This window comes from Halopseudomonas pelagia CL-AP6 (assembly GCF_000410875.1).
In the GTDB taxonomy this organism is placed as follows: domain Bacteria; phylum Pseudomonadota; class Gammaproteobacteria; order Pseudomonadales; family Pseudomonadaceae; genus Halopseudomonas; species Halopseudomonas pelagia.
Map to the genome: position 1 here is coordinate 38771 of NZ_AROI01000031.1, position 23841 is coordinate 62611.

18 protein-coding genes are annotated in these 23841 nt (G+C 57.5%); 9 read left to right on the forward strand and 9 right to left on the reverse strand.

Features of this window, described 5'->3' with window-relative positions:
- Positions 1 to 6 precede the first annotated feature (6 nt).
- Positions 7 to 1263: an RNA polymerase sigma factor gene (locus K787_RS0119035; RefSeq protein ID WP_022964401.1), complete on the reverse strand. Its 1257-nt coding sequence runs from the start codon at positions 1261 to 1263 to the stop codon at positions 7 to 9.
- A 15-nt stretch (positions 1264 to 1278) separates the two neighbouring features.
- Between K787_RS0119035 and K787_RS25250 the strand changes: the two genes are divergently transcribed.
- The 3 genes from K787_RS25250 to ogt are packed head-to-tail and all read left to right on the forward strand — an operon-like array spanning position 1279 to position 3461.
- A complete protein-coding gene (locus K787_RS25250) occupies positions 1279 to 1425 on the forward strand; it encodes a hypothetical protein (RefSeq protein ID WP_161785951.1) in 147 nt (48 codons plus the stop codon).
- Between the two features lie 4 nt (positions 1426 to 1429).
- Complete coding sequence (locus K787_RS0119040) at positions 1430 to 2941, forward strand: AlkA N-terminal domain-containing protein (RefSeq protein ID WP_022964402.1); 1512 nt, start codon at positions 1430 to 1432, stop codon at positions 2939 to 2941.
- Positions 2925 to 3461 carry a methylated-DNA--[protein]-cysteine S-methyltransferase gene (gene ogt / locus K787_RS0119045; RefSeq protein ID WP_022964403.1) on the forward strand — a complete coding sequence of 179 codons (537 nt, stop codon included), beginning with the start codon at positions 2925 to 2927 and terminating at the stop codon, positions 3459 to 3461. Before K787_RS0119040 ends, ogt begins: the two co-directional genes overlap by 17 nt.
- Before the next feature lie 19 nt (positions 3462 to 3480).
- Here ogt and K787_RS23795 read toward each other — a convergent pair whose 3' ends face one another.
- Positions 3481 to 4437 carry a DMT family transporter gene (locus tag K787_RS23795; protein ID WP_022964404.1) on the reverse strand — a complete coding sequence of 319 codons (957 nt, stop codon included), beginning with the start codon at positions 4435 to 4437 and terminating at the stop codon, positions 3481 to 3483.
- Positions 4438 to 4549: 112 nt separating this feature from the next.
- Between K787_RS23795 and K787_RS0119055 the strand changes: the two genes are divergently transcribed.
- The gene (locus K787_RS0119055) at positions 4550 to 5506 is read left to right on the forward strand and encodes a LysR substrate-binding domain-containing protein (RefSeq protein WP_022964405.1); all 957 of its coding nucleotides are present in this window, start codon (positions 4550 to 4552) and stop codon (positions 5504 to 5506) included.
- A 38-nt stretch (positions 5507 to 5544) separates the two neighbouring features.
- On the opposite strand, the gene K787_RS24880 is transcribed toward K787_RS0119055, so the two are convergent.
- The 3 genes from K787_RS24880 to K787_RS23800 are packed head-to-tail and all read right to left on the reverse strand — an operon-like array spanning position 5545 to position 10096.
- On the reverse strand, positions 5545 to 5748 hold the full coding sequence (locus K787_RS24880) for a bacterioferritin-associated ferredoxin (RefSeq protein WP_084672194.1): 204 nt from the start codon (positions 5746 to 5748) through the stop codon (positions 5545 to 5547).
- 59 nt (positions 5749 to 5807) lie between these two features.
- Positions 5808 to 8966, reverse strand: coding sequence for an efflux RND transporter permease subunit (locus K787_RS0119065; RefSeq protein ID WP_022964407.1), 3159 nt, complete (start codon positions 8964 to 8966; stop codon positions 5808 to 5810).
- A gap of 5 nt (positions 8967 to 8971) precedes the next feature.
- Complete coding sequence (locus K787_RS23800; RefSeq protein ID WP_022964408.1) at positions 8972 to 10096, reverse strand: efflux RND transporter periplasmic adaptor subunit; 1125 nt, start codon at positions 10094 to 10096, stop codon at positions 8972 to 8974.
- A 248-nt stretch (positions 10097 to 10344) separates the two neighbouring features.
- Here K787_RS23800 and K787_RS0119075 point away from each other — a divergent pair, with 248 nt between their 5' ends.
- The 3 genes from K787_RS0119075 (at position 10345) to K787_RS23805 (ending at position 14172) form a co-directional block, all read left to right on the forward strand.
- Positions 10345 to 10590 (forward strand): DUF2789 domain-containing protein, encoded by a 246-nt coding sequence (locus K787_RS0119075; RefSeq protein ID WP_022964409.1) that lies wholly within the window; start codon positions 10345 to 10347, stop codon positions 10588 to 10590.
- 220 nt (positions 10591 to 10810) lie between these two features.
- Positions 10811 to 12946: a 5-histidylcysteine sulfoxide synthase gene (ovoA, locus tag K787_RS0119080; RefSeq protein WP_022964410.1), complete on the forward strand. Its 2136-nt coding sequence runs from the start codon at positions 10811 to 10813 to the stop codon at positions 12944 to 12946.
- Between the two features lie 26 nt (positions 12947 to 12972).
- Complete coding sequence (locus K787_RS23805; RefSeq protein ID WP_022964411.1) at positions 12973 to 14172, forward strand: MalY/PatB family protein; 1200 nt, start codon at positions 12973 to 12975, stop codon at positions 14170 to 14172.
- A 31-nt stretch (positions 14173 to 14203) separates the two neighbouring features.
- Here K787_RS23805 and K787_RS0119090 read toward each other — a convergent pair whose 3' ends face one another.
- Entirely contained in the window at positions 14204 to 15976 is a 1773-nt protein-coding gene (locus K787_RS0119090) for an ABC transporter transmembrane domain-containing protein (RefSeq protein WP_022964412.1), read from the reverse strand.
- Positions 15977 to 16062: 86 nt separating this feature from the next.
- Between K787_RS0119090 and K787_RS0119095 the strand changes: the two genes are divergently transcribed.
- Positions 16063 to 17496: a sodium-dependent transporter gene (locus tag K787_RS0119095; RefSeq protein WP_022964413.1), complete on the forward strand. Its 1434-nt coding sequence runs from the start codon at positions 16063 to 16065 to the stop codon at positions 17494 to 17496.
- A 38-nt stretch (positions 17497 to 17534) separates the two neighbouring features.
- Here the strand turns inward: K787_RS0119095 and K787_RS23810 are convergent, their stop codons facing one another.
- Complete coding sequence (locus K787_RS23810) at positions 17535 to 18896, reverse strand: diguanylate cyclase domain-containing protein (RefSeq protein WP_022964414.1); 1362 nt, start codon at positions 18894 to 18896, stop codon at positions 17535 to 17537.
- Between the two features lie 400 nt (positions 18897 to 19296).
- Between K787_RS23810 and K787_RS0119105 the strand changes: the two genes are divergently transcribed.
- Positions 19297 to 20472 (forward strand): multidrug effflux MFS transporter, encoded by a 1176-nt coding sequence (locus tag K787_RS0119105; protein WP_022964415.1) that lies wholly within the window; start codon positions 19297 to 19299, stop codon positions 20470 to 20472.
- 16 nt (positions 20473 to 20488) lie between these two features.
- On the opposite strand, the gene selB is transcribed toward K787_RS0119105, so the two are convergent.
- Both selB and selA read right to left on the reverse strand, forming a co-directional pair.
- A complete protein-coding gene (selB, locus tag K787_RS0119110) occupies positions 20489 to 22348 on the reverse strand; it encodes a selenocysteine-specific translation elongation factor (RefSeq protein WP_022964416.1) in 1860 nt (619 codons plus the stop codon).
- Positions 22345 to 23751 carry an L-seryl-tRNA(Sec) selenium transferase gene (selA, locus tag K787_RS0119115; protein ID WP_084672198.1) on the reverse strand — a complete coding sequence of 469 codons (1407 nt, stop codon included), beginning with the start codon at positions 23749 to 23751 and terminating at the stop codon, positions 22345 to 22347. The genes selB and selA overlap by 4 nt, the downstream gene beginning before the upstream one ends.
- Between the last annotated feature and the right edge of the window lie 90 nt (positions 23752 to 23841).

The window sequence follows — 23841 nt, forward strand, 5'->3', positions numbered from 1 at the left end:
AGCAATTTATCTTTTTTGCCATTTATCTTTTTGTTCGGGCGCAAGCTCTAGTGCGTCGAGCCGTTGCTGCAGGAAGCGTTGTTCCGGGCCAAGCTGAACTAGCTGCAGCGCTTGTTTGTAAGCTTGACGTGCAGCCGGCAACTGCCCCGATCGGCGGTAAAGGTCGGCGCGGGCAGCAGGTAACAGGTGGTAATTTTGCAGTGCGGGGGCATCGGCCAGTTGATCCAGTAGCGCCAGGCCCGCTCGTGGTCCATCGCGCATGGCCACAGCAACGGTTCTGTTCAGCGCGATCACCGGGGAGGGATTGCGCTGCAGTAACAGGTCATACAGGCCAATAATCTGCGTCCAGTCAGTGTCGGCGGAACTGCTGGCCTGGGCGTGTAGCGCGGCGATCGCCGCCTGCAGGCTGTAGGCGCCCGCAGGCGGGCGCTGCAGCGCTGCATCCAGCCAGCGCAAGCCTTCGCTGATCTGCGCCTGATGCCAAAGGCTGCGATCCTGGTCCTCAAGGGTGATCAGCTCACCTTCGGCAGACTGCCGTGCATCGCGCCGCGAATCCTGCAATAACATCAGAGCCAGCAAACCGTAGACCTCGGCGTCAAGCAACAGGCTGCTCATCAGCGTGCCGAGACGAATGGCTTCCTTGGCCATATCGACGTTGACTACATACTCGCCGCTGGTACTCGAATAGCCCTCGTTGAATACCAGATAGATGACCTGCAACACGCTGCTCAAGCGTTGCGGCAGGGCCTTGCGTTCGGGAACCTCATAGGGGATGCCGGCTTCGCGGATTTTGCGCTTGGCCCTGACGATCCGCTGCGCCACGGTCGCTGGTTGCTGAAGCAGCGCCCGCGCCACCTGCTCGGTGCTAAGGCCACACATTTCCCGCAGGGTCATGGCCAGTTGCGTTTCAATCGCCAATGCGGGATGGCAACAGGTGAAAATTAGCCGCAGTTGGTCGTCGGCTATGCTGTCTTCATTCAGCTCGTGGGTGGGAAGGTCTTCCAGCTCAAGCCGTTGCAGATGCTGGCTGGCCGTTTGGCGGCGACGAATCTGGTCTATCCCTTTGTGTCGTCCGGTACTGACCAGCCAGGCGCGCGGGTTGTCGGGCACGCCCTGGTCCGGCCATTGCTGCAGCGCCGCGGTGAAGGCTTCCTGCATGGCTTCTTCGGCCAGTTCGAAATCGCCCAGTAGCCGGATCAGAGTGGCGAGAACCCGTCGTGATTCGCGCTGATAAACGTTTTTGACTTGGGTGCTAACGGACATGGGAGTATCTGCAGCATGGTTGAATTACAAGCATTGTTTATGGTGATGTTTGCGCTGATGGTTACGCCGCATCTCGCCGCCGTCAAGCAGTTCTACGCGTGGCGTCACCTTTCATTCAGGTCCGAAATCCGCCAGCGTTTTTGTTGTGCGGAGGTAATATGAGCTTATGGATATTTCAGCGAACGACTGTTATCAAGCCGTTGTAGCGCGCGATGAACGTTATGACGGGCGATTCTTCACCTGTGTTACTAGCACAGGGATCTACTGCCGCCCGGTTTGCCCGGCGCGTACGCCGCGTTTTGCCAACTGCCGCTTTGTCGTCAGTGCGGCCGCGGCTCAGGACGCAGGGTTTCGGCCTTGTCTGCGCTGCCGTCCAGAAAGCTCGCCGTCCTCTGCCGCCTGGGCCGGTACATCAGCGGTGGTATCGCGTGCCTTGGCGCTGATTGAGGCGGGCGCACTGGATAACGGCAGCCTGGAAGCGCTGGCCGAGCGGGTAGGGCTGGGCACAAGACAGCTGCGCAGGTTGTTTATCAAGCATCTGGGTGCAGCGCCGAGCAGTGTGGCGCAAACCCGTCGGCTGTTGCTGGCCAAGCAACTGATCCATCAAACGCGACTGCCGATGAGCGACGTCGCCCTGGGTAGCGGTTTTGCCAGCATACGACGTTTTAACGAAGCGTTCAGTCAGTTGTATGGGCGGCCGCCCAGTAGCTTGAGGGGAGTGAGGAGCAGCGTTGCCGAGCACGCCGACATAATCCTGTTGCTACCTTACCGGCCCCCGTATGACTGGGAAGCGATGCTGGATTTTCTCCAGCGCCGGGCGATTGCTGGGATGGAACAGGTGGTGGATGGGATCTATCAGCGCACCATCCGCATCGGTGCGGATGTTGGCGTGGTCTGCGTGGAGCACGTGCCAGCGCGCCAGGCATTGCGGGTAAAAATTGGTTTTTCCCAGTTGCAGGCGTTGCCATCGATCATTGACCGGTTGCGGCGCATGTTTGATCTCAAGGCGGATCCGGATGCGATCAGTCGGTTGTTATCGCGTGAACCGATGCTCGCACCACTGCTTGCGGCCCGGCCAGGGTTGCGTGTGGCAGGCGCCTGGGATGCGTTTGAAGTAGCGGTACGCGCGATATTAGGCCAGCAAGTGGCAGTAGCCGCCGGGGTTACGCTGGTCAGTCGATTGGTCGCTCGGCTCGGGGAGCCTTTGGCCGCGCCGTCAGTGAGCGGGTTGACGCGCTATTTCCCCGAGCCCGAGGCTTTCGACCCAGAGGTGATTTTGACGCTCGGCATGCCAAGGTCGCGAGCGGCAGCTCTGGTAAATCTGGCGTGTGCTTGCCTGGCTGAACCGGGCCTGCTTGAGCGCCAACGTGACTTGTCACACACGCTGACAAGGCTATGCGCCTTGCCAGGTATCGGCGAATGGACGGCAAATTATATAGCCATGCGCGCGATGCAGGAGAGTGACGCCTTTCTCGCTTCGGACGTGGCGTTACAGAGGGCCTTGGCCGGTGGCGGAGTGCGGCCTGATGCCAAGCAACTGCTCGCCCTGGCCGAACAATGGCGCCCCTGGCGAGCCTATGCAGTGATGCACCTGTGGGCTGCGGATGGTGTTAATGCCGGTGTTAATAGCGATCTGAATCGGACGCTAGAGGAGAACAAACATGCAATTTCTGCTTGATACTGTTGAGACGCCTGTGGGGCAGCTGTTTCTGGTGACGGATGAGCAAGGGGCGCTGCGGGCGCTGGACTTTGAGGATTATCGCGCTCGGTTGGAGCGGCTACTCGACAAATATTACCGTCATTACCAGTTGGATCCGCTACCCGGCTCAGCACCCGAGCCGCTGATCCAGGCGCTGACCGCGTACTTTGCTGGCGATTTGGCTGCGCTGGAGAGCATTCCGGCCGAGACCGCTGGTACTGCCTTCCAGCGTTCGGTATGGCAGGCTCTGAGGGCTATTCCCGCGGGGCAAACGCGCAGCTACGGCCAATTAGCCGCAGCCATCGGCCATCCTTCCGCGAGTCGCGCTGTAGGGCTGGCCAACGGTTCCAATCCGGTGGCGTTGGTGGTGCCCTGTCATCGGGTGATTGGCGCCAGTGGTAAATTGACCGGTTACGGCGGTGGTTTGTGGCGCAAGCATTGGTTGCTTGAACACGAGGCTCGGCACAGTGACGGCGGGGCGGCTTTCGCGCTGGTTTGAGACGGGGCTGACGAACCGCCTAACCGATGTTGGGCCGGCGCTGCGCGGTAGGGCTATCATCTGCCGGGGCTGTGTCTGCTGGCGCGCCGTGGTAGCGCGTGTCGGCCAGATCATGATGATTGGGCCGCGGACGCTTGCGGTGCTGCTGTAACCCAATCAGCAGCAGGGGCGTGACGATCATCGCACTGCCTGCCAGGAACCAGATATCGGGTGCTTCGGCAAAAAATACCCAGCCAATAATCACTGCCCAGATCAGGCCGGTATATTCGGCGCTGGTTACCTGATTGGCATCAACATGCTTGTAAGCCAGCAACACGCAGACGTTGTAGCCGAGGATGAACAGCGACGAACCGGCCGCGCTGATGAGCACCGCATGGCTCCACGGAGCGGCCTCCCAGAGCATCAACCCCAGACACAGCGGCGTAATCATCAGGTAGTTGAGGAATAACTTGTGCACCGTTGATTGCTGGCGAGGCAGTTTGCGAATCAATACGGCGTTAATCGCTAGCGCGGCGGCAGAACCCAGGGCCGCCAACGCAGCCCAGCTAAAATCAACTGGACGCAGTATCACTAGTATGCCGGCAAAACCGCTGATGACCGCGGCCAGGCTCAGCTTGGTCAAGCGCTCGCGGAAAAACATCACTGAGAGCAGCATGACCATAATGGGTGCAGCGTAGAAGACCGCATTAGCGGTGGCCAGGGGCAGGGCGATCAGCGCATAGACCATGCAAACGATTCCCACAAGATGCACATGGCCGCGGATGAAGTGCAGCCGGCCACCGCCAAACAGATTGCCTGTGTCGAGTTGACGCCAGAACGGCAATAGCAGTGCCAGAGTAATCAGACAGCGCAGAAACGCGTACTGGAATACCGGAGCATCGGCCTGGAGAAATTTGATAAATACATCGGAAACCAATGCCAGGGCGTTGCCGATCACCAGCAACAAGATGGCACTGTTGACGGTTTTGCCTGACATGACGACCTCGACATTTCTGGTTGGTGAGGCGTGGAGTTTAAAGAATCTGGGCTATCCGTGAAAATGATATTTAGCTAGTATCTATTAGAAATATGGATACTAAAGGCCTGTTATGAAATTACCTCCCCTCAAGGCGTTACCGGTATTTGAAGCTGTCGCACGGCTCAATAGTTTTTCCCTGGCAGCGGATGAATTGTCGGTAGGGCAGAGCGCTATCAGCCATCAGATCAAGCTGCTGGAAACCTACCTGGGTGAGCCCCTGTTTATCCGCACGGGGCGGTATCTGGCGTTGACCGATGATGGGCGGCAATACTTTGATGCGGTCAGTACTGCGTTGTTGCAGATTGAGCGGGCCAGTGAGCAGGTGCTCGGTCACGAGACCGCGCGATTGCGCTTGTCGGTGTTCAGCTCGTTTGCTGTGCGCTGGCTGGTGCCTCGCCTTCCTGCGCTGCAGAAGCAGTGGCCACAGCTGGATTTATCATTGGAAATGAGTGGTGAGAACCCGCAATTGTCTGATCGGGTAGCCGATTGTTTTATTACCGTCAGGCCTGATTCTTCTGCGTTCAGCTATGAGCTGCTCTACACCGAAAGACTCTTTCCGGTGTGCAGTCAGCAGTACTGGCAGACGTTGTGCCGCGAACAGGAGATTGACTCCACTCTGCAGTTATCGCCACGGGCCCCATTAAATCCGGCGGTGCTGGCGGCCTACCCACTGCTGTCGACGCACAGTATTTATAATCGGGAGGGCGGAGATTGGGCGGCCTGGTTTGATGCTGGCGATCAGCCGTTGCCCAAGGCTAGTCGGTTGCAACATTTCAGCCATATGCTGTTGGCGCTGGAGGCGGCGCGCTATCACCAGGGCATAGCGCTGACCAATGACTACATGCTGAGTAGCCGTGCCGATTCAGCGGATTTCGTACGTTTGCCTTGTCATCATTTGATGACCGGTGACCAGTTCTTCTTTGCCTGGAAGACCAGTCGCCGGCATGAGCCGGGGATTCAGATATTGCGCCGCTGGCTGCTTGACCAGAGTATCGAGTCTGGTCTGAGGCATGCAGCGCAGAATTAACGTTGAGCAGAAAGTCTAATGAATAGAGCGGGGTGGACTCAGGCGGCGACGAACTGGCCGTTGAATGCATTGGCAGCAGCCATTACAGATTCATTCAATAGCGACTTGCAATCGCGTGCGCACTTGCCGCACTGGTTGGCTACATCAAGGGTATTGCGCAAATCGCGCATGCTGCATGCACCTTCGGCAACGGCGTTACGGATTTGTTTGTCTGATACACCTTTGCAAAGACATACATACATGGCGTTGACCCTAGGGTTAGTGGCTATGCTTTGCATGCTAATGTGAATGAGAATGCTTGTCAAACAGATTTGTACCCCTTTTGTTTAAGCCGTTTTTCCTGCCATTGCAGTACCATAATAGTCAGTGCTGGAAGCATGGTCAGCGTTACCAGGGTGGCGCCAATGATGCCCGCCATGACGATGACGCCCACACCACGATACAGCTCGCTGCCGGCGCCCGGCAGGAATACCAGCGGAGCGAGGCCGCAAATAGTGGTAATTGTAGAAATGGCAATCGGACGCAGGCGAGAGGCGACGGCCTCATTGACCGCGTCGACAGGATTCATGCCGTCCTCCAGCCCATTGCGGATGGCGCGGTCCACAATCAGGATTGGGTTGTTGACTACCGTACCCATCAGGATCAGGAAGCCGAGCATTGAGATCATGTCGAAGGGCTGTGTGAACCCATTCATACCCATTTGCTGCATCACCCAGCCGGTGAGGTTGAGCAGTGCGAGGCCGGCAATACCACCCGCGATGCCCAGTGGGATGGTGGTCATGATCAGTAGCGGATAACCCCAGTGGCTAAAGATCGCCACCATCAGTAGATAGACGATGATCAGGGCGACCAGATAGTTGCTGGCCAGTGATTCGCGAGTGGCATCCAGTTGGTCTGCCGCACCGGAGATGGTCAGGTTTACCCCGGTAGGGATTTCGCCGTTGTCGCGAAGATAAGCCACTACATCACGCCGCACAATCTCTACCCCTGCCTCCAGGGGTACTGAGCGCGGCGGAATAATATTCAGGGTGATAGTTCGGCGCCCATCCTTGCGTCTTACTGTGCTGGTATCGACACTTTCTTCGGTACGCGTCAGCTCGGACAGCAGCAGGGTCTGGCCGCTCGGGGTATAGACAGCGATATTGTCCAGCGTCTCCAGCGTAGCGCCGGGACCCTGCTGGTTATATAGATACATATCGATCTTGTCGTCGGCGAGGAAAAACTCATTGACGTATGCGCCGTCTGTCAGAGCAGCGATGGCAAAGCCTATATCTTCGGTGCTCATGCCAACTTCTGCGGCGCGCTCCCAGTCGGGTCTGACCTGCAGCAGTGGTTGGGCGAGTGACAGGCTCGGTGGTTGGGACTGTAAACCGGGGTTGTCGAATGCTTCACCAGCGCGGCTGTAAGCGCGCTGCGCAACGCTGTACAAAGTAGCCAGGTCTGGGCCGGAAATGTCCAGGTTGACGCTGCGCGTGCCGCCATCGTTGCTGCTGATGATCGACCCTCGTGCGGCGAACGCGCGCATGCCCGGATAGGTTTTGTATTGGCGTTCCAGCGCAGCCATCAGATCGCCGATCTGTGACGGATCCTTGGATTCGGTGATGATTCTCAGGCTTTGCGCGTTGACGCCCAGGTTCATGTATTTCATTGCCGGTACGTCGGTTTCACCGCGCGCATACTCAGCCGGATCGTCATCCAGAAAAGGCAGAAAATACGCCTGAATTTCCTCGGCGTAAGCTTCCATGGTGGCCAGATTGTAGCCCGGCGGGGCGTTCATTGAGGCAAAGGTTTTTGGTTCTTCGCCCTCAGGCAGGTACTCGGCCGGCGGCGTTAGAAAGAGTATGATCGACAGGCTGACCGTCAGGGTGACAACCAGGCAACCTATGCGCCGGGTTGCGCTAGCCACCAGCCACTCAAGACGGCGTATGATGGCTGCGTGCAAGCGCGCGCCGGCGCTTTGCGGATTGGATATCTGTTTAAAGTCCAGCCGTGCGCTGATGGTCGGAATGACCGTAATGGCGACCAGCATCGAGACCAGGATCGATGCTGCGATGGCGATGGCTACGTCGGAATACAGCTGGCCGGCTTCTTCGGCGATAAAAACGACCGGTAGAAAAACCATGATGGTAGTCAGGGTCGAGGCAAGCACTGCAGGCCAGACTTTTTTTACTCCGCTGACGGCGGCTTTGAGCCGATCAAGCCCGCGGCGGCGTTCCAGCTCAATGCTTTCCAGCACCACAATGCTGTTGTCCAGTGTCATGCCGATAGCAAAGGCCACCCCCGCCAGAGAGATGACGTTAATCGTGCGCCCGGCCAGCATCAGACCCAAAAAAGCAGCGATGGTACAGATTGGAATCCCGATCACGCCTACTGCAGTAGCGCGGAACGAGCGCATAAACAAATACATGATCAAAGTCGAGAGCAGGGCGCCGAGCAGCAAGTTTTTCCAGACGTTGATAATGGAGGCCTGAACATAGACTACGTCATCTGCGGTCAAACGCAGTTGCATGCCTTCGGGATTAAGCAGCTCCTGATTGATCAGCTCGACCTCGGCCTGCATATCTTCTTTGATGCGAATGACGTTGGAGCCGCTTTCACGACGTACCGCCAGGCTGATCACCGGGCTGCCGTTGTAGTAGGAGCGATCACGAATACGGAAATGATCCAGCTCCACTGTGGCTACGTCGCGCAGCCGCGTGAGGCTGTCCGCACGGCGCGCCAGGATCATGTTTTCCAGATCAGCCAGGTCATCAAAGCGGCCCACGGTCCGCAGCAGATAGCTGCGTTTGCCGCTGTCGATTTCACCACCGGAAATGTCCTGATTGCGCTCGCCGATGGCCTCGCGCACGTCATTCAGACTCAGGCCCCGGGCGGACAGCCGCTTCGGGTCGATACGAATCTGTACCTGGCGCGCCGCGCCGCCACGGACTTCAACCTGGGCCACACCGGCGACACTGGACATACGTGTGCGCACGTTGTCTTCGATGTAGTCACGCATCATGTCCATGTCTAGCCCGCGCGGATTATCCGCCAGCGGCGACACGGTAAAATACATAAACGCGTTGGAGGAGAAAGAGGTCGCGCTGACACGCGGCTCGTCGACATTCTGCGGGTAGGAGGGCACCTGGGTCAGGGCATTGTTGACGCGTATCAGGGTCTCGGTGATATCCACCCCAAAGGGAAAATCCAGCTCGATCTCGGCCGAGCCGGTGGTGGCGGTTGAGGTGATCTCTTCCAGATAAGGGATATTGCGCAGGAATTCTTCCTGCTCAATAAGAATTTCCTTCTCGATATCCTGCGGGGTTGCCCCAGGCCAGCGGGTCTCGATGGTGATGGTGCGGGTTTCCAGGTCAGGAATCATCTGTACCGGAATTCGCAGTGCGGCGATTACGCCCAGCACGCAGATAATCAATACGCTGACGGCGACCAAAATACCGTGGCGGACAATGCGCTCGAACATTCGCGTTACTCGCTTTCTGCGGTGGTTATCTGCACGGTCTGCCCTTCTCGGAGCGTTTCATTGCCGCGGGTTACTACCCTCTGCCCGGCGGCGAGTCCAGAGCGGATTTCCACTAGACCGGCAAAGCTCAGCCCGGTTTCTACTTGCTGCTCACGAACGGTTGGTTGGTCCTTGCCTACCGCAGCGTCCTCCAGGATCCATACGCTTACGCGGGCATCCGGATACCGTCGCAAAGCGTCGCGGTTGACCACAATGCCCCGGCGCTTGTCGCTAAGCTGCAGGGTGGCGTCGGCGGACATGCCGGGTATGAGCAATGGCGAGTCCGTTTCTTCTAGCTGGGTGCGTAATAAGAAGGTACGCGCGTCGCTGCTGCTCAGCGGCACCTTATTGATCACAGTGCCGGTGAAACTGCGTTGTGGATGGGCGTCAAAACGGATGGTCAGTGTGGCGTTGTCTTCCACTAGCGGGTAGAAGCGCTGGGCCAGCTGAAAATCGATACGCAACTGCTCGGTTGATACCAGCTCAAGCAGCGCGGTGCCGGGCGTTACCCATTCGCCCACCTCGACCAGCTTACGGCTCAGCGTGCCGTCGAACGGAACTTCTATACGGTGGCGTTGCAATTCGGCCTCGCGCTGGCGCACCTGGGCCTCGGCTACCTGCACGGCGGCAGCATTAATTTTCATCGCGGACTCCAGCCCGCGCACTTCGCTGGCAGCGATCGCGTTCCGGGCTACCAGTGTTTGTGCCTCTTCGAATCGACGCTGGCTGTCGGCCCGCGCTTCTCGTGCACTGTTGGCTGAAGCCCGAGCACTGTCCAGGGCAATAGCGGCCAGCTCGCTGTCCAGTTCGACGAGTAACTCCCCACCACTTACCTGATCGCCAGCCTCAACATGTATTCGCTGCACCAGCCCGGCCACCTGTGACGACAACTGCGCAATCTGTGACGCCGACACGCTGCCGCTAACGGGTACCTCGTTGACCAGCTCTACCTCCCGCGCTTGATCCACGTCCACCCTGACAGTATTGTTGGCCAGAGCCGATGTGCTGTGCAGAGCCACGGCGAGGAGCAATGAAGTAGACAGCAAAATGTGCGGTAAGCGCGGCCAGTGCAGCAGGTTTGGGATCATCATGGTTCAAACGACCGGAAGCAGGAAGACTACACAGGATACACAGGCCCTTTGCTGACGCAATGCGCTGTTCTGTCTGGCTATCGGGTGCATTGCTACAAAAGATGTACTGTAGCTCTGGGCAGGGGGAACGATTCACGCCATCCTCTCTCTACTAAACTGAGAGATTAATCGTTGTAAAGTTGGTTAATGGCTCTGTTTAACAACTCTATTTAGTAACCCATTTAGTAACCCACTGTGAGGATCGACCCATGGAACCGGCAATGAAAGACATCGGCACGCTGTTTGAGCAACTGGGCCTACCTGCAGATGAAGTGAGCATCGATGAGTTTATCGCCAGCCACTATCCGTTGTCCGATGACATCAAACTGTCAGAGGCGCCTTTCTGGAATGCCAGTCAGGCCGCCTTTTTGAAAGATGAAATTCTCGAAGATGCCGAATGGGCACCGATCGTCGATGAGCTCAATGCGCGGCTGCACGCGAACAAACCTCGATAGTGAGTTATTCCGGGTGCCGGCAGAGGTCAGAGTGGGCACCTGGACAGTTGATGAAAAATCCCCGACGAATCGCTTGCATGACGCCGGCTATATACGGCGGGAAACGAATGTACACGATTTGTATAAGCAAAAAATGCGTGTTCTAGCCATAATTGACAGGTTCTCAGGAACCGCAGGATGATTTTTCTACCTGCGGGCCTACCGCCAAAGGAATCTGTACATGACTGCAGTAGAGCAACAGCGGCTTCAGACACTTTTATCTGTGCTTCCCCGCTCCCCGTTACTGTCAGGTAGCGATCCAGACGCCAAGCGTGCAGAGATCGCTGACTATTTCACCAGCGTGTTTGATCGATACGAGTCTCTTTTCGATGTATTGGCCAGCGATGCGGCCTTCTACGACAAGCCCATCGCCTTGCGGCATCCATTGATCTTCTATTTTGGCCACACGGCGACGTTCTACACCAACAAATTGGTTTTGGCCAAGTTGCTCCCCGAGCGCATCGATCCGCAGCTGGAATCGGTCTGTGCCGTTGGGGTTGATGAGATGAGCTGGGACGATCTGGACGATACTCATTATGACTGGCCCAGTGTTGGCCAGGTGCGAGCCTATCGGCAGAAAGTGCGTGCCGCCGTGCTGAAGGTTATCAATAACCTGCCTTTGCATTTGCCCATTCAATGGGACGGCGCCTGGTGGCCGATAATGATGTGTATTGAACATGAGCTGATCCACCTGGAAACCAGCACTGTATTGATACGTCAGCATAAGCTCGACTATGTAAAATCGCTACCGCAGTGGGCACCCTGTCGTGAGCAACGAGCGGCACCTGACAATGAGTTGCTGACGCTACCGGCCGGCCGGGTGACTTTGGGCAAAGCGCGTAGCGCGCAGCGGTATGGGTGGGATAATGAATACGGTGAACGGCAGGTAGATCTTGATACCTTTCAGGCCAGCCGTTATCTGGCCAGCAATGCCGAATTTCTGCAGTTTGTCGAGGCGGGTGGTTACGCCGATGCAACACTATGGGACGAAGAAGGCCTAAAATGGCGTGATTATACCGCTGCCCGGCATCCGCCTTTCTGGGTCTGGCACAACACCTGGCACCTGCGGCTGATGACCGAAGAGGTCAACATGCCCTGGGATTGGCCGGTGGAGGTCAACTGTCTGGAGGCCAGTGCATTCTGCCGCTGGAAAGCCCGCGAAACCGGCAAGCCGATTCGCTTGCCAAGCGAAGATGAGTGGTACCGACTTTATGACCATGCGGGCGTGCAGGAAGTAGCGCTTGAGCCTGCCCAGGCTAACCTGCAACTGGATCACTTCGCCTCATCGTGCCCGGTGACGCAGTTCGCCCATGGCGACTTTTTTGATGTAGTGGGTAATGTCTGGCAATGGACACAAACACCGATCTATCCGTTCGACGGCTTTCAGGTACATCGGCTATACGACGATTTCACTACACCCACATTCGATAACCAGCATAACCTGATCAAGGGTGGGTCCTGGGCTTCCTGCGGTAATGAAACGCTGCGCAGCGCGCGTTATGCCTTTCGCCGTCACTTCTTTCAACATGCGGGGTTTCGCTACGTGTCTTCCAATGCTCAGGTTAAAGAGCCCAATGCCTATTACGAAAGTGATCGGCAGATGTCTGAATACGCCGAGTTTCACTATGGCAATAGTTACTTCAATGTGCCGAACTTCCCTAGGGCGATGGCCGAACTGGCTATCAGCGCAATGGCTGACCAGCCCGCTAAAACCGCCTTGGATCTGGGTTGCGCTTCTGGCCGCGCGACCTTTGAGCTGGCCAGACATTTTGAGCATGTGACTGGGATTGATTTCTCTGCTCGTTTTGTCGGTCAAGGTGCGGAAATGGCCAAGCAGGGCGTGCTGCGCTATACGCTGACCGACGAGGGGGAGTTGGTTTCCTACAGGGCCAGTAATCTGGCTGACCTGGGTCTTGCAGATTGCGCGTCAAAGGTGACGTTCTATCAGGGCGATGCCTGTAATCTCAAACCACAGTTCAGCGGTTACGATCTTATCCTGGCAGTTAATCTGATCGACCGGCTGTATAACCCGGCACGTTTTCTTGAGGTGGTGCACCAGCGACTGAACCTGGGTGGGAAGCTGGTACTGGCATCGCCCTATACCTGGCTTGAAGAACACACACCACGGGCGCAATGGGTAGGTGGTTTCAAGAAAGATGGGGAAAACTACACTACCCTGGATGGCTTGCAGGATATGCTCGGTAAACACTTCAAGCGGGTGGGTGAGCCGCAAAAAATCGAGTTTGTTATTCGCGAAACGCAGCACAAATTCCAGCACAGCTATTCCGAGGCCAGCGTCTGGGAACGTATCCTGTGATCAGACACTAAGTAAGGGGCGCTAGATTGGGAATCGATTTTGATCAGTTGATTGTTCGTGAGCAGACCAACTCCGTGAAGTTTGATGCACGCAAGGCGGTTTTCGGTACTGACCAGGTGATTCCTCTGTGGGTTGCGGATATGGACTTTGCCGCGCCCGAGGCGGTCACGCGAGCGCTCGAAGAGCGCGCCCGGCACCCGGTCTATGGTTACAGCCTGTTTCCGGAATCGCTGTATCAATCGATGATCGACTGGTTTGCCTCCCGACACGGCTGGCAGATTGAGCGTGACTGGATACTGATGGCGCCCGGTGTGGTGCCTTCGCTACACGCCGCCGCGATGGCTTTTGCTGAGGCCGGCGAAGGCATCATTATTCAGCCGCCTGTGTATCCGCCGTTCTTTAGTGCGGTGCATAAAACCGGGCGCCGGGTGATCGAGAATCCGCTGCAGTGGCGGGGCGGTGAATATCGGATGGATCTGGAGCATCTGGCCGCTTGCGCCGAGCAGGGTGCGAAGATGCTGACGCTGTGTTCTCCCCATAACCCCGTTGGGCGCGTTTGGCGCCGCGAAGAGTTGCAGGCGTTGCTGGAGATTACCCGCCACTATGATTTGTTAGTCTTGTCTGATGATATCCACTGCGATCTGGTCTTTGAGGGGCAAGCCCAGGTGATGCTCGCCAGCATGGCAACGCCGCAGGATCGCATCATCACCGCAGTGGCGCCGAGCAAGACGTTTAATATCCCGGGCATGGGGCTCTCGGCATTGGTAATACCCGACGCCGTTCAGCGCCAGGCGATTAAACGGGTGTTCGATACCCTGCATATGGAACAGGCCAACCCCTTCAGTATCGTTGCCTTCGAGGCGGCTTACCGACATGGCGGCGGCTGGCTGGATGCGTTGCTGCCCTATCTGCAATCGAACATGCAGTTTGTCCGGCAGTATCTAGCGGAACATGTGCCACAGATCCATTGCGCACAGGCCCAGGGGACCTACCTGCTTTGGCTGGATTGCCGCGCGTTGGGCATGACCGATGGGCAACTCAAGGCATTCTTTATTCAAAAGGCAAGCGTGGGACTAAATCCGGGGATCAGCTTTGGCGCAGCCGGCAGTGGTTATATGCGTCTCAATATAGGCACGCGGCTGGATGTATTAAAGCAGGCGCTTGAACAGCTCCGTGATGCAGTCCAGCTGCATGTAGCCACAGCGGGGGGCCGGAAGTCGCGTTAAGAGTCCCGTTAGTAGTCAGCTTCACACATCCCTAGGCGGTGTGTGCGCTGAGTCCAAACTGCAATTCGGCTAGCCTCGCGTAAAGCGGGCTGCTTTGCATCAGCTCCTGGTGAGTGCCTAAGGCAACCAGTTTGCCCTGTTCAATCACGGCGATGCGATCGGCATGCTGCACCGTCGCCAGACGATGGGCAATCACCAGGGTAGTACGGCCCTGCATCAGCGCCGGCAATGCCTGCTGAATCAAATGCTCGCTCTGCGCGTCAAGTGCGCTGGTGGCTTCATCGAGCAGCAGTATCGGCGCATCGGTCAGCAACGCCCGGGCGATTGCCAGCCGTTGCTTCTGCCCGCCAGACAAGCCCAAGCCGGCATCGCCCAAGGGTGTGTCATAACCTTGCGGCATGGCGTTGATGAACTCTTCGGCGTGCGCCGCGCGGGCAGCGTTGATCACTGCCTGCATGTCGGCTTCAGGACGTCCGTAACGAATATTGTCAGCGACACTGCCGTAGAACAATGCCGGGTTTTGCGATACCAGAGCAAAGCAGCGGCGCAGGTCGGCCGGATCCAGTTGGCGAATATCACAGCCTTCCAGGGTTATCCGCCCGGCACTGGGATCGAAGAAGCGCAGTAGTAGATCCAGTAACGTGGACTTGCCGGCGCCTGAGGGTCCAACCAGCGCCAGGGTTTCTCCGGCGCGTACTTGCAGATCTAAGCCATCAATGGCGTTAACCTCGGGTCGCGTGGGATAGGCAAAGCGTACCTGCTCGAACGCCAGGTCGCCGCTCACTCTAGCTGGCAGCTGCAGCAGGCCGCTTGAGGGAGCGGTGATTTCGCGCTCGGTCTGCAACAACTCGACAATCCGCGCACCTGCGCCGGCGGCGCGTTGCAGCTCGCCGATGACTTCGCTCAGGGCGCCAGCAGAAACCCCAACGATCAGGCTGTAAAATACGAAGGCAGCCAATTCGCCGCCGCTGATACGCCCGGCGATCACGTCCATGCCGCCGACCCAGAGCATCACGCCGATAGCGCCGAGTACCAGTACGATCACCGCGAAGGTGAGCCAGGCACGTTGACGGATGCGCTGGCGGGCGACCTCGAACGCCTGTTCAACGACGCTGGAGAAGCGCTGGCGGTCCTGTGCCTGATGGTTGTAAGCCTGCACGGTCTTGATCTGGCCGAGAATCTCGCCAACATAGCTGCCGACATCGGCGACCCGGTCCTGACTCTGCCGGGAAAGGCTTCTGACCCGTCGACCAAAAAACACAATGGGAGCGATGACCAATGGAATGGCCAGCATGACGATACTGGTCAGCTTGGGATTGGTGATAAATAGCAACACAATGCCGCCCAGCAGCATCAGCGCATTGCGCAGAGCGATGGATACGGTCGAGCCAATAACAGACTGCAATACGGTGGTGTCGGCGGTCAGTCGCGACTGGATTTCCAGCCCCCGATTGCTTTCATAGAAGCCTGGATGCAGTTCAATCAGGTGATCGAACACTTGCCGGCGAATGTCAGCCACTACCCGCTCACCAATCCACGAAACCAGGTAGAAGCGCGCAAAGGTGCCGACAGCCAGTGCCAGAACTAATATCGCGAAAAACCCTACCGACTGGTTGAGTAGCTCCGGCGAGCGAGTAGCGAAGCCCTGGTCAACCAGCAAGCGTAGCCCCTGACCCAGGGACAGGGTAATAGCGGCAGTAAAGAAGAGTGCCAGCATTGCTCCGGCCACTTGCCAGCGATAGGGTGCAACAAAGCGCAGGGCCAGGGTCAGGGATTGTCGATGCGTGCCTGCTATAGTCTTCATTGAGCGTCCGGTCGAGATTCGATATTAGCTATGGTACCCTTGCGCGCCTATTTTTTAACCGTTAATTGCCTGTTGGAAGCCAACTGATGAGTTCTCGAAACATCTGGACCCACAAGGGTACCTTTCTGCTTGCCGCGGTCGGATCCGCGGTTGGCCTCGGCAACCTGTGGCGCTTTCCGTATCTGACTGGGGAGAACGGTGGCGGGGCCTTTATTCTGGTCTACGCCATGACGATCGCCATTGTCGGTATTCCGATTCTGATTGCTGAAACACTGATCGGCCGTGCCAGTCGCAAAAGTCCGATCATGGGTATGAAGTACCTGACCGAAACTCATGGTGTACACAAGGCGTGGCGGAGCATCGGCTGGATGGGCGCGTCAGCAGCCTTCATCATTCTCAGCTTCTATTCGGTTATTGCCGGCTGGGCCCTGCATTATGCGGGTCTGATGTTCAGTGGTTCATTGGTGGGTGCGGATGCGACGGCTATTAGCGCGTCCTTCGATGCCTTGCTGGCATCTCCTGCGCTATTGGTGCTGTATCACACGATCTTTATTGCAGTGTCCGGGCTGATTGTCGGTATGGGTATCCATAAGGGTATTGAGAGTGGCCTACGGTTCATGATGCCAGCACTCTTTCTGATTCTGCTGGTGGTACTGGTGTACGCGCTGATGGTAGGCGATGCCGGGGCCGCACTGAGCTTTTTGTTTACCTTCAACCTGCAGGATTTGAGTCTGGAAGGCTGGTTGCAGGCGATGGGGCAATCGTTCTTTACCCTGAGTCTGGGCATGGGCGCGATCATGGCTTACGGCGCCTATATGTCGAGTGAGGCTTCGCTGACCCGCACAGCGATATCGATTGCGCTGGTCGATACGGTGATTGCTTTGATGGCTGGCGTGGCGATTTTCGCGCTGGTGTTCGGTAGTGGTCTGGAAGCGGGCCAGGGGCCGGGGTTGATGTTTGTGACGTTGCCGATCGCCTTCGCCGAGCTGCCTGGTGGGGCGTTTCTGGGCGGCGTATTTTTTCTGTTGGTGATTGGCGCGGCGCTGACCTCAGCCATCTCGTTGGTTGAGCCTGTAGCGGCTTGGCTAGTGGAGCGTTTCGGCTTTAGCCGGCCGAAGGCGGTGGCATTGATGGTGACCTGTTGCTGGGCATTGGGCCTGGTCACTGCGTTCAGCTTCAATATCTGGGCGGAGGGTACCTTTACTCAGCGCTGGTTCAATCGTTCGCCGTTTGATGTACTGGAGTTTATTACCAATATTCTGATGCCGGTCGGGGGCTTACTGATTGCCTTGTTTGCCGGATGGGCGCTTAGCCGCGATGAAGTGCTCAGAGAGATGGCAACCCACGCAGGTTGGTTCCGGGTCTGGCAGTTTCTGGTGCGTTTTGTCGCGCCTACTGGCGTCGCCTTTGTATTCTTGCGCACTATTCCGCAGATTGAGGGTAATCTGCTGCCGGCCGTACTGGCATTGCTGATGATCGGTGCCTTTAGCGCAGGCCGTGTTTTTCTGGTCCGCAGCTGAGCAAAAGAGTCACAACAGTGCGGCGCTGAAAAGAGTATTCAGCTCTGTTCTGGAGAGGCGGGTAGCACGGCGGGTTGTTGGCCCAGGCTAACCTGGTTGCGACCCGCGCGCTTGGCTTCATACATGGCCTGGTCGGCCATATTGATCAGGTCATCTGGCGTCTGCGCATCCGCGGGGTATCTTGCCACTCCCAAGCTGGCGGAGATCTGTACCAGCGTGCCGTGTAGATTAAATGGCCGGCAGAGGGTGTCGATGATTTTTGCTGCAACCGTGAGTATCTGCTCTATGGCGTTAACTTCGTTGAGCGCTACGGTGAACTCGTCACCGCCCATGCGTGCGACGGTGTCCGATTCGCGTACGCAATCCTTGATACGCTCCGCTACCAGCCTTAGCAAGGCGTCACCAGCCTCATGGCCCATGCTGTCATTCACGTCCTTGAATCCATCCAGATCAATAAACATGACAGCCATGGACAATCCGGCGCGCTCGGCATGACGTAGATCCTGCTGCAGGCGATCGATAAATAGGCGACGGTTAGGCAGGTCAGTCAGGATGTCAAAATTGGCCTGATGCCAGCTCTGATCTTCGGCGGCTTTACGCAGGGTGATGTCACGGGCAATACCCACAACCGCTTCTACCACTTCGGGGTAGCCAGCGTCTTGAACCAGTACCGGTGACAGGATGTATTCAAATTGCTGGCCTGCACCGAATGTGTAGGAAAATTCGCCGCGGTAGCTTTCGCCGGTACTGAGTACCTGTATGAGATTACGCTGCAGGCTTGCAGCAAAATCAAATCCCAAATCAAAACAGGTTTTGCCGATCACTTGCTGTTGCGGCCGGTCGAACAGGTCGGTCGTCGCTGCGTTGACGTAGACAAAACGCCCCTCTGGATTCAGCACGAAGGTCTGATCGGTTGACGCGCTGAGAATAGTTTTGAGCAGGCGGGTATCCATATCCTTTTCGGTGGTGTAGCTGGCCAACGCCTCGTCAAGCGATTGGTCGATTGCTTCATTAAAACGCAGAATGTCGTCAAGGCAGCCGGGTGTGGTGGCTGGATCGACTTCCTTTATCCATAAGCGCAAAACATTGACGCGCAATGCCCGATATTCCGAAATGGCTTCGTTGATTGTAAAGCCCGCACTCAGGCGATCCATGCCATGGTCTTCTGCCGCAGTATCGGCGTTGGCATCCCGTGGCGCCTGCCCCTTGGAACGAGCGATTTGCTCATCCTCGGTCTGTGGTTTGTCCAGGTCGGCGGCGATGGATACGAGCATTTCCCTGGCATGATCGCGACGGCCGGTCTTGTCCAGTTTCTCGGCTGATTCGATGGTGAGCGCGAACTTGTCCCACTCCAGAAGCAAGGTCTCGATATTGTTGCGGATAAATTCAGCCAGCTTCACCGGTTACCTCACATGCGTACTTTGTTCAGGCTTGGCACCTCGGTAATGTGAGTCCGGTGGACCAACGTTACCCATATGGCAAACACCCGCAGAGGCATTCGTTATTTCGTGTGGGCCAATATATCACCGTTTTGGCTTCAGGGATGCATTGCGGATGAGTGCTGGCTTATGGCCTTGGCCTGGCTGGAGGCTGCGGTTGCCGTGAGGTCAGCTCAACTTCGGCGCCGGGCGCGGAGTATTTGAAAGACATCAGCAGTGTCTGCCGCCAGGAAATAACTAAGTGCGTCTCGGACCTGTGTAGCAACAGTCTGTTGCCAGCAGTGCTTGGGCTTTTCTGGCATTATTGCGGTCTATGTTCTACCTGCCTCCTCGGTAGACCACCCGTCATTCTGGATACTACATGCCGCTTAAAATACTGCTCATTCTGGGTGGTCTCAGTGCCTTTGGCCCGCTGGCGATTGATCTTTATCTGCCTGCTTTTCCGGCCATGGCCACCGCCTTTGGCACTGACATCGAGCATATACAGCTCAGCATGTCAGTGTATTTTCTCGGATTGGCCTCGGGCCAATTGTTCTACGGACCTATCGCCGATCGCTACGGCCGCCGCAAGCCATTGATGTTTGGCATCGCCTTGTTCTGTTTGGCCTCATTAGCGTGCGCGCTGGCACCGACGCTTGAATGGCTGCTGGCAGCGCGTTTTGCTCAGGCATTGGGTGGTTGTGCGGGTATGGTGGTAACGCGGGCGGTAGTACGCGACCTATGCAAACCGATTGATGCCGCCAAGGCGTTTTCGCAACTGATGCTGGTCATGGGGGTGGCACCTATCCTGGCGCCATTGGCCGGTGGTTGGTTGCTCAAACTAGGTGGCTGGCCGTCGATCTTCCTGTTTCTGACGCTGTTTTCCGGTTTGTTTGCCTTCGCGGTGTATTTCGGTCTGCGTGAAACGCTGTCTCTACATGAACGACCAGCGCTGTCCACGGCGTTGGGCCGCTATAGGGGCTTGCTGCGCGAGCCGGTGTTTATGTACCACGCGCTGACTGGTGGCATTGCGATTGCCGGTATGTTCGCCTACATCGCCGGGTCGCCGTTTATCATTATTGAACTCTACGGTATTGCGCCGGAGCACTTCGGCTGGTTTTTCGGCGCGAACGCGGCAGGATTTATTCTGTTTGCCCAGTTCAACAGCAAAATGCTGCGTCGCCGGCCTCCGGTGAAATTGCTCCAACGCACTTCGCTGATTTATCTGTTGTGTACTTTTTGGCTGTTGGGTACTGCACTATGGCAGCCGGAGTCGCTGTGGCCACTGATGCTGCCGCTGTTTGGCAGTGTGGCGGTGATCGCGCTGGTACTACCCAACTCGTCCGCCTGCGCGATGGCCGGGCATGGGCATCAGGCGGGTGTAGCTTCAGCTCTGATGGGGACCATGCAGTTTGTGATTGCAGGCATTACTTCCGCCCTGGTCGGATTGCTGCATAACGGCACGGCATTGCCCATGGCTGGCGTGATGGCCGGCTGTGGCGTTCTGGTGGTAGTCATGGCGCGGCAGGCGCGGCGCGCGGGCGGTTTGAATTTCTGAGCGTTACACCCTGCGTTCAGGCCAGCCGGCGATACTGCCCGCTCTGACGGCTTAGCCCGACCTTGTCGAAGTACTCCAATAGGGCCACGCTGTGATTGCGGCCGATGCCGCTATGGTCGCGGAAGCTAGCGGTGCTGAACTGCCCCTGGTTGTTTTGCGTTGCCAGCTCGTTGGCCAGACTCAGCAAGTGGTCGATGCTCTCTGGCAGCAGGTAGCGATTACGTCCGATACATATCAATAGCCCTAATGAGCATAACCTGTCGAGCCTAGGCATCAGCCCGGCCTTGTCCAGCCGCAACTGCGTCATCAGCTCGCCGATAATTGGCGGGCGTGGGGCGCAGGCGTGGAAGGCGGGCAGCAATTGCTCAAACCAGCTCAGAGTTTGCGCGTCTGGTTCCGGCTGATGGCCAGGCAGATGCAAGCTGGGACCGCTTTGCTGCAGTATCTGGCCGTTGAGCGCGTGGCGGATTATCGTGCTCAGCAGCCGACTATTCGTAGGCAAACCCAGATGCCTGGCCAGTTGCGGGCGGTTCATGCCGGCCTGATCGGGATGTCGGTCATGATGCTCGGCCAACGCTGCCAGCAAATACTGCAGACCTTGATCATAATCAGATCGACGGCAAATCCAGTTGCCAACGCGAAGGGTATCCGGATGCTGTGCCCACGCCGGCTCTTTGCTTAGATGCCGGGCGAGCATAAAGCACCCCAGATCTACTCCGTCCGGCAATACCCTCAGCAGGCTCTGCATGACCTGATCTGCATCGGGACTATCCATGGCGAGCAGCGCTGCGAGTCGATCTGGCCGCTGGCGGCCCTTGCTTTGGGTGAACGGGTCAATAACCCAGCCGCTGCCGAGCAGCTTGCGGCTGGCCGGGTCGCGGATGATAAAACGCTCGCCGTAGCGGCAACATACCGGCCGGTCTAGAATCCACTGTCCGTAGGGCCGGTCAGCGGGTAAAGGCTCACCTTTCAGGGGCACGCAACGCGCGTTGAATACTGCATTGCCCATGTGCAACTGCAGTGTGCCGCGATTGGGGAGGCCAGCTATCAGCTCCAATCGACTATCAAAACATGCGGTGGGCGCGAAAATGGCTGCGTCGAGCAACTGGCTGCCACGGCTAAGATCTGAGCCGACCAGCTCACCCACCAGGTTCAAGGCGCAACGTTGGCCGGCCTGAGCTGTGGTAACGGTCTGGCCATGCACCTGAATACTGCGTATTCGCAAGGGCGTGCCGTTATCGGACAAGCGCAAGGTATCCCCGATCTGGATACGTCCGCTCAGCAGGGTGCCGGTAACAATATTGCCCGCACCCGGTTGGCTGAAATGGCGATCAATGCTCATCCGCGCAGGGCCTTGATCATCCGTGGCGGGGAAGCTGTTGGCCCAGGCATTGAGCTGATCGATAAGTGCAGCAACGCCGTCGCCGCTCAGGCTGTCGATCAGAAAGCTCGGTGGCTGTTCAATAGACAGCTCGGCTAGCAGGTCTATCACCTCCTGTTGTACCTGCCGGGCGCGCTCATCGGTGACGTTGGCGCATTTGCTGACGGCCACCACGACCGGTCTGCCGCCGAGGAGCTTGAGCACCTGCAGATGATCCAGGGTCTGCGGCATAACCCCGTCATCGGCCGCAACCACCAGCATCACCGCATCCACACAACCCATACCGGCGAGCAGGGTGCGCATGAATTTTTCATGGCCGGGTACATCGACCAGGTCGATCGTCTTGCCGTTAGCGCATTCAAGCCAGGCGTAACCGAGCTCTATACTCATGCCGCGGCGCATTTCCTCTGCGGTCCGGTCGGTATGCTGCCCGGTCAGGGCCTTGATCAGCGCTGTTTTGCCGTGGTCGACATGACCCGCAGTGGCAATGATCATGCGAAGGGCTGTGCTCTAAGCTGCGCGACCAACAGCCTTTCCTCATCCAGGCAACGCAGGTCGAGCAACAGTTGGCCGTCATGCAATCGGCCAATGATCGGTACCGGTAGCTGCATCAAGGCGCTTTGCAGGCGCTGCAGCTGCTTGTTGGCGCTGCGCTTGCCAGCGGTCGGCTGCAAGGCAATGGCGCAACTTGGCAGCCTTTCTACCGGCAAAGAACCGCTGCCAATTTGCCCCATTACATCAACCGCCAAGACCTGAGCGGCATCACCTGACCAGGCTTGGAATACCGCCAGCATGCCGTCCACTTGCTGGCGGATGTCCTTTTGCGGTCGACTCAACCAGCGCAGGCTTGGCAGTCGTTCGGCAAGCTTTTCCGGGCGGGCGTAGAGCTTGAGTACCGCTTCCAGTGCGGCGAGCGTCAGCTTGTCGCAGCGCAGAGCACGCTTGAGCGGGTTCTTTTTCAGCTTGTCGATCAGAGCGCGTTTGCCGACAATAAGGCCAGCCTGGGGGCCGCCGAGCAGCTTGTCGCCGCTGAAAGTGATCAGGTCAGCGCCGTGAGCGATGCTGTCCATCGGCGTGGGTTCATAGGGCAGGCCCCATTGGCGCATGTCGATCAGGCTGCCGCTGCCCAGATCGATAGCGTAGGGCAGTCCCTGAGCATGCGCGGCCTGGGCTATCTGCGGTTCCGGCACGCTGGCGGTAAAGCCTTGAATAGAATAGTTGCTGGCATGGATGGTCATCAGCAGCCCGGTTCTGGCGCTGATCGCTTCGACATAGTCGCGCAAATGGGTGCGATTGGTGGTGCCAACCTCGAGCAACTTGGCCTGGGCGCGGCGCATAATATCCGGTACGCGAAAAGCGCCGCCGATTTCCACCAGCTCACCGCGCGATACCAATACCTCCTTGCCTTTGGCCAGGGTATTGAGCGTCAGCAACACCGCCGCGGCGTTATTGTTGACCACGGTGGCCGCTTCGGCACCGGTCAGGCGGCAGAGCCACGCCTCAACATGGCTGTCGCGATCGCCGCGTTTGCCTTTGTCCAGATCGAACTCCAGATTACTCGCGCTGCGGGCGATATCGCACATGGCCTCTATGGCTTCTTCGGGCAAAGGCGCGCGGCCCAGATTGGTATGCAGCACGGTGCCGGTAAGATTGAATACCTTGCGCAGCGAGGGGGCGAGCAGTTGAAGTAACTGCTGCTGCACATGCTCGACAAATTGATCCGGCGCGCACGGTTGGCTGTCGATTCTGAGCCGATTCAGCTCATCGCTAACGATTTTCTGGGTCAGGTTGCGGCCGTGGTGTTCGGCCAGTTCGCAGATGATTGGCCAGTTGAGTACCTGGTCAACGGAGGGCAGGGTACGACGCACATCGGGGGATGTCGCCAGGTCGGTATTCAGCACTTAGCACTAGCCTCATGAGGGGGTGATGCAAAGCAGGACGGCTGATTGTCGAGATCGGTGTTCTGCGCGGATGGGGGCACCCCGGTA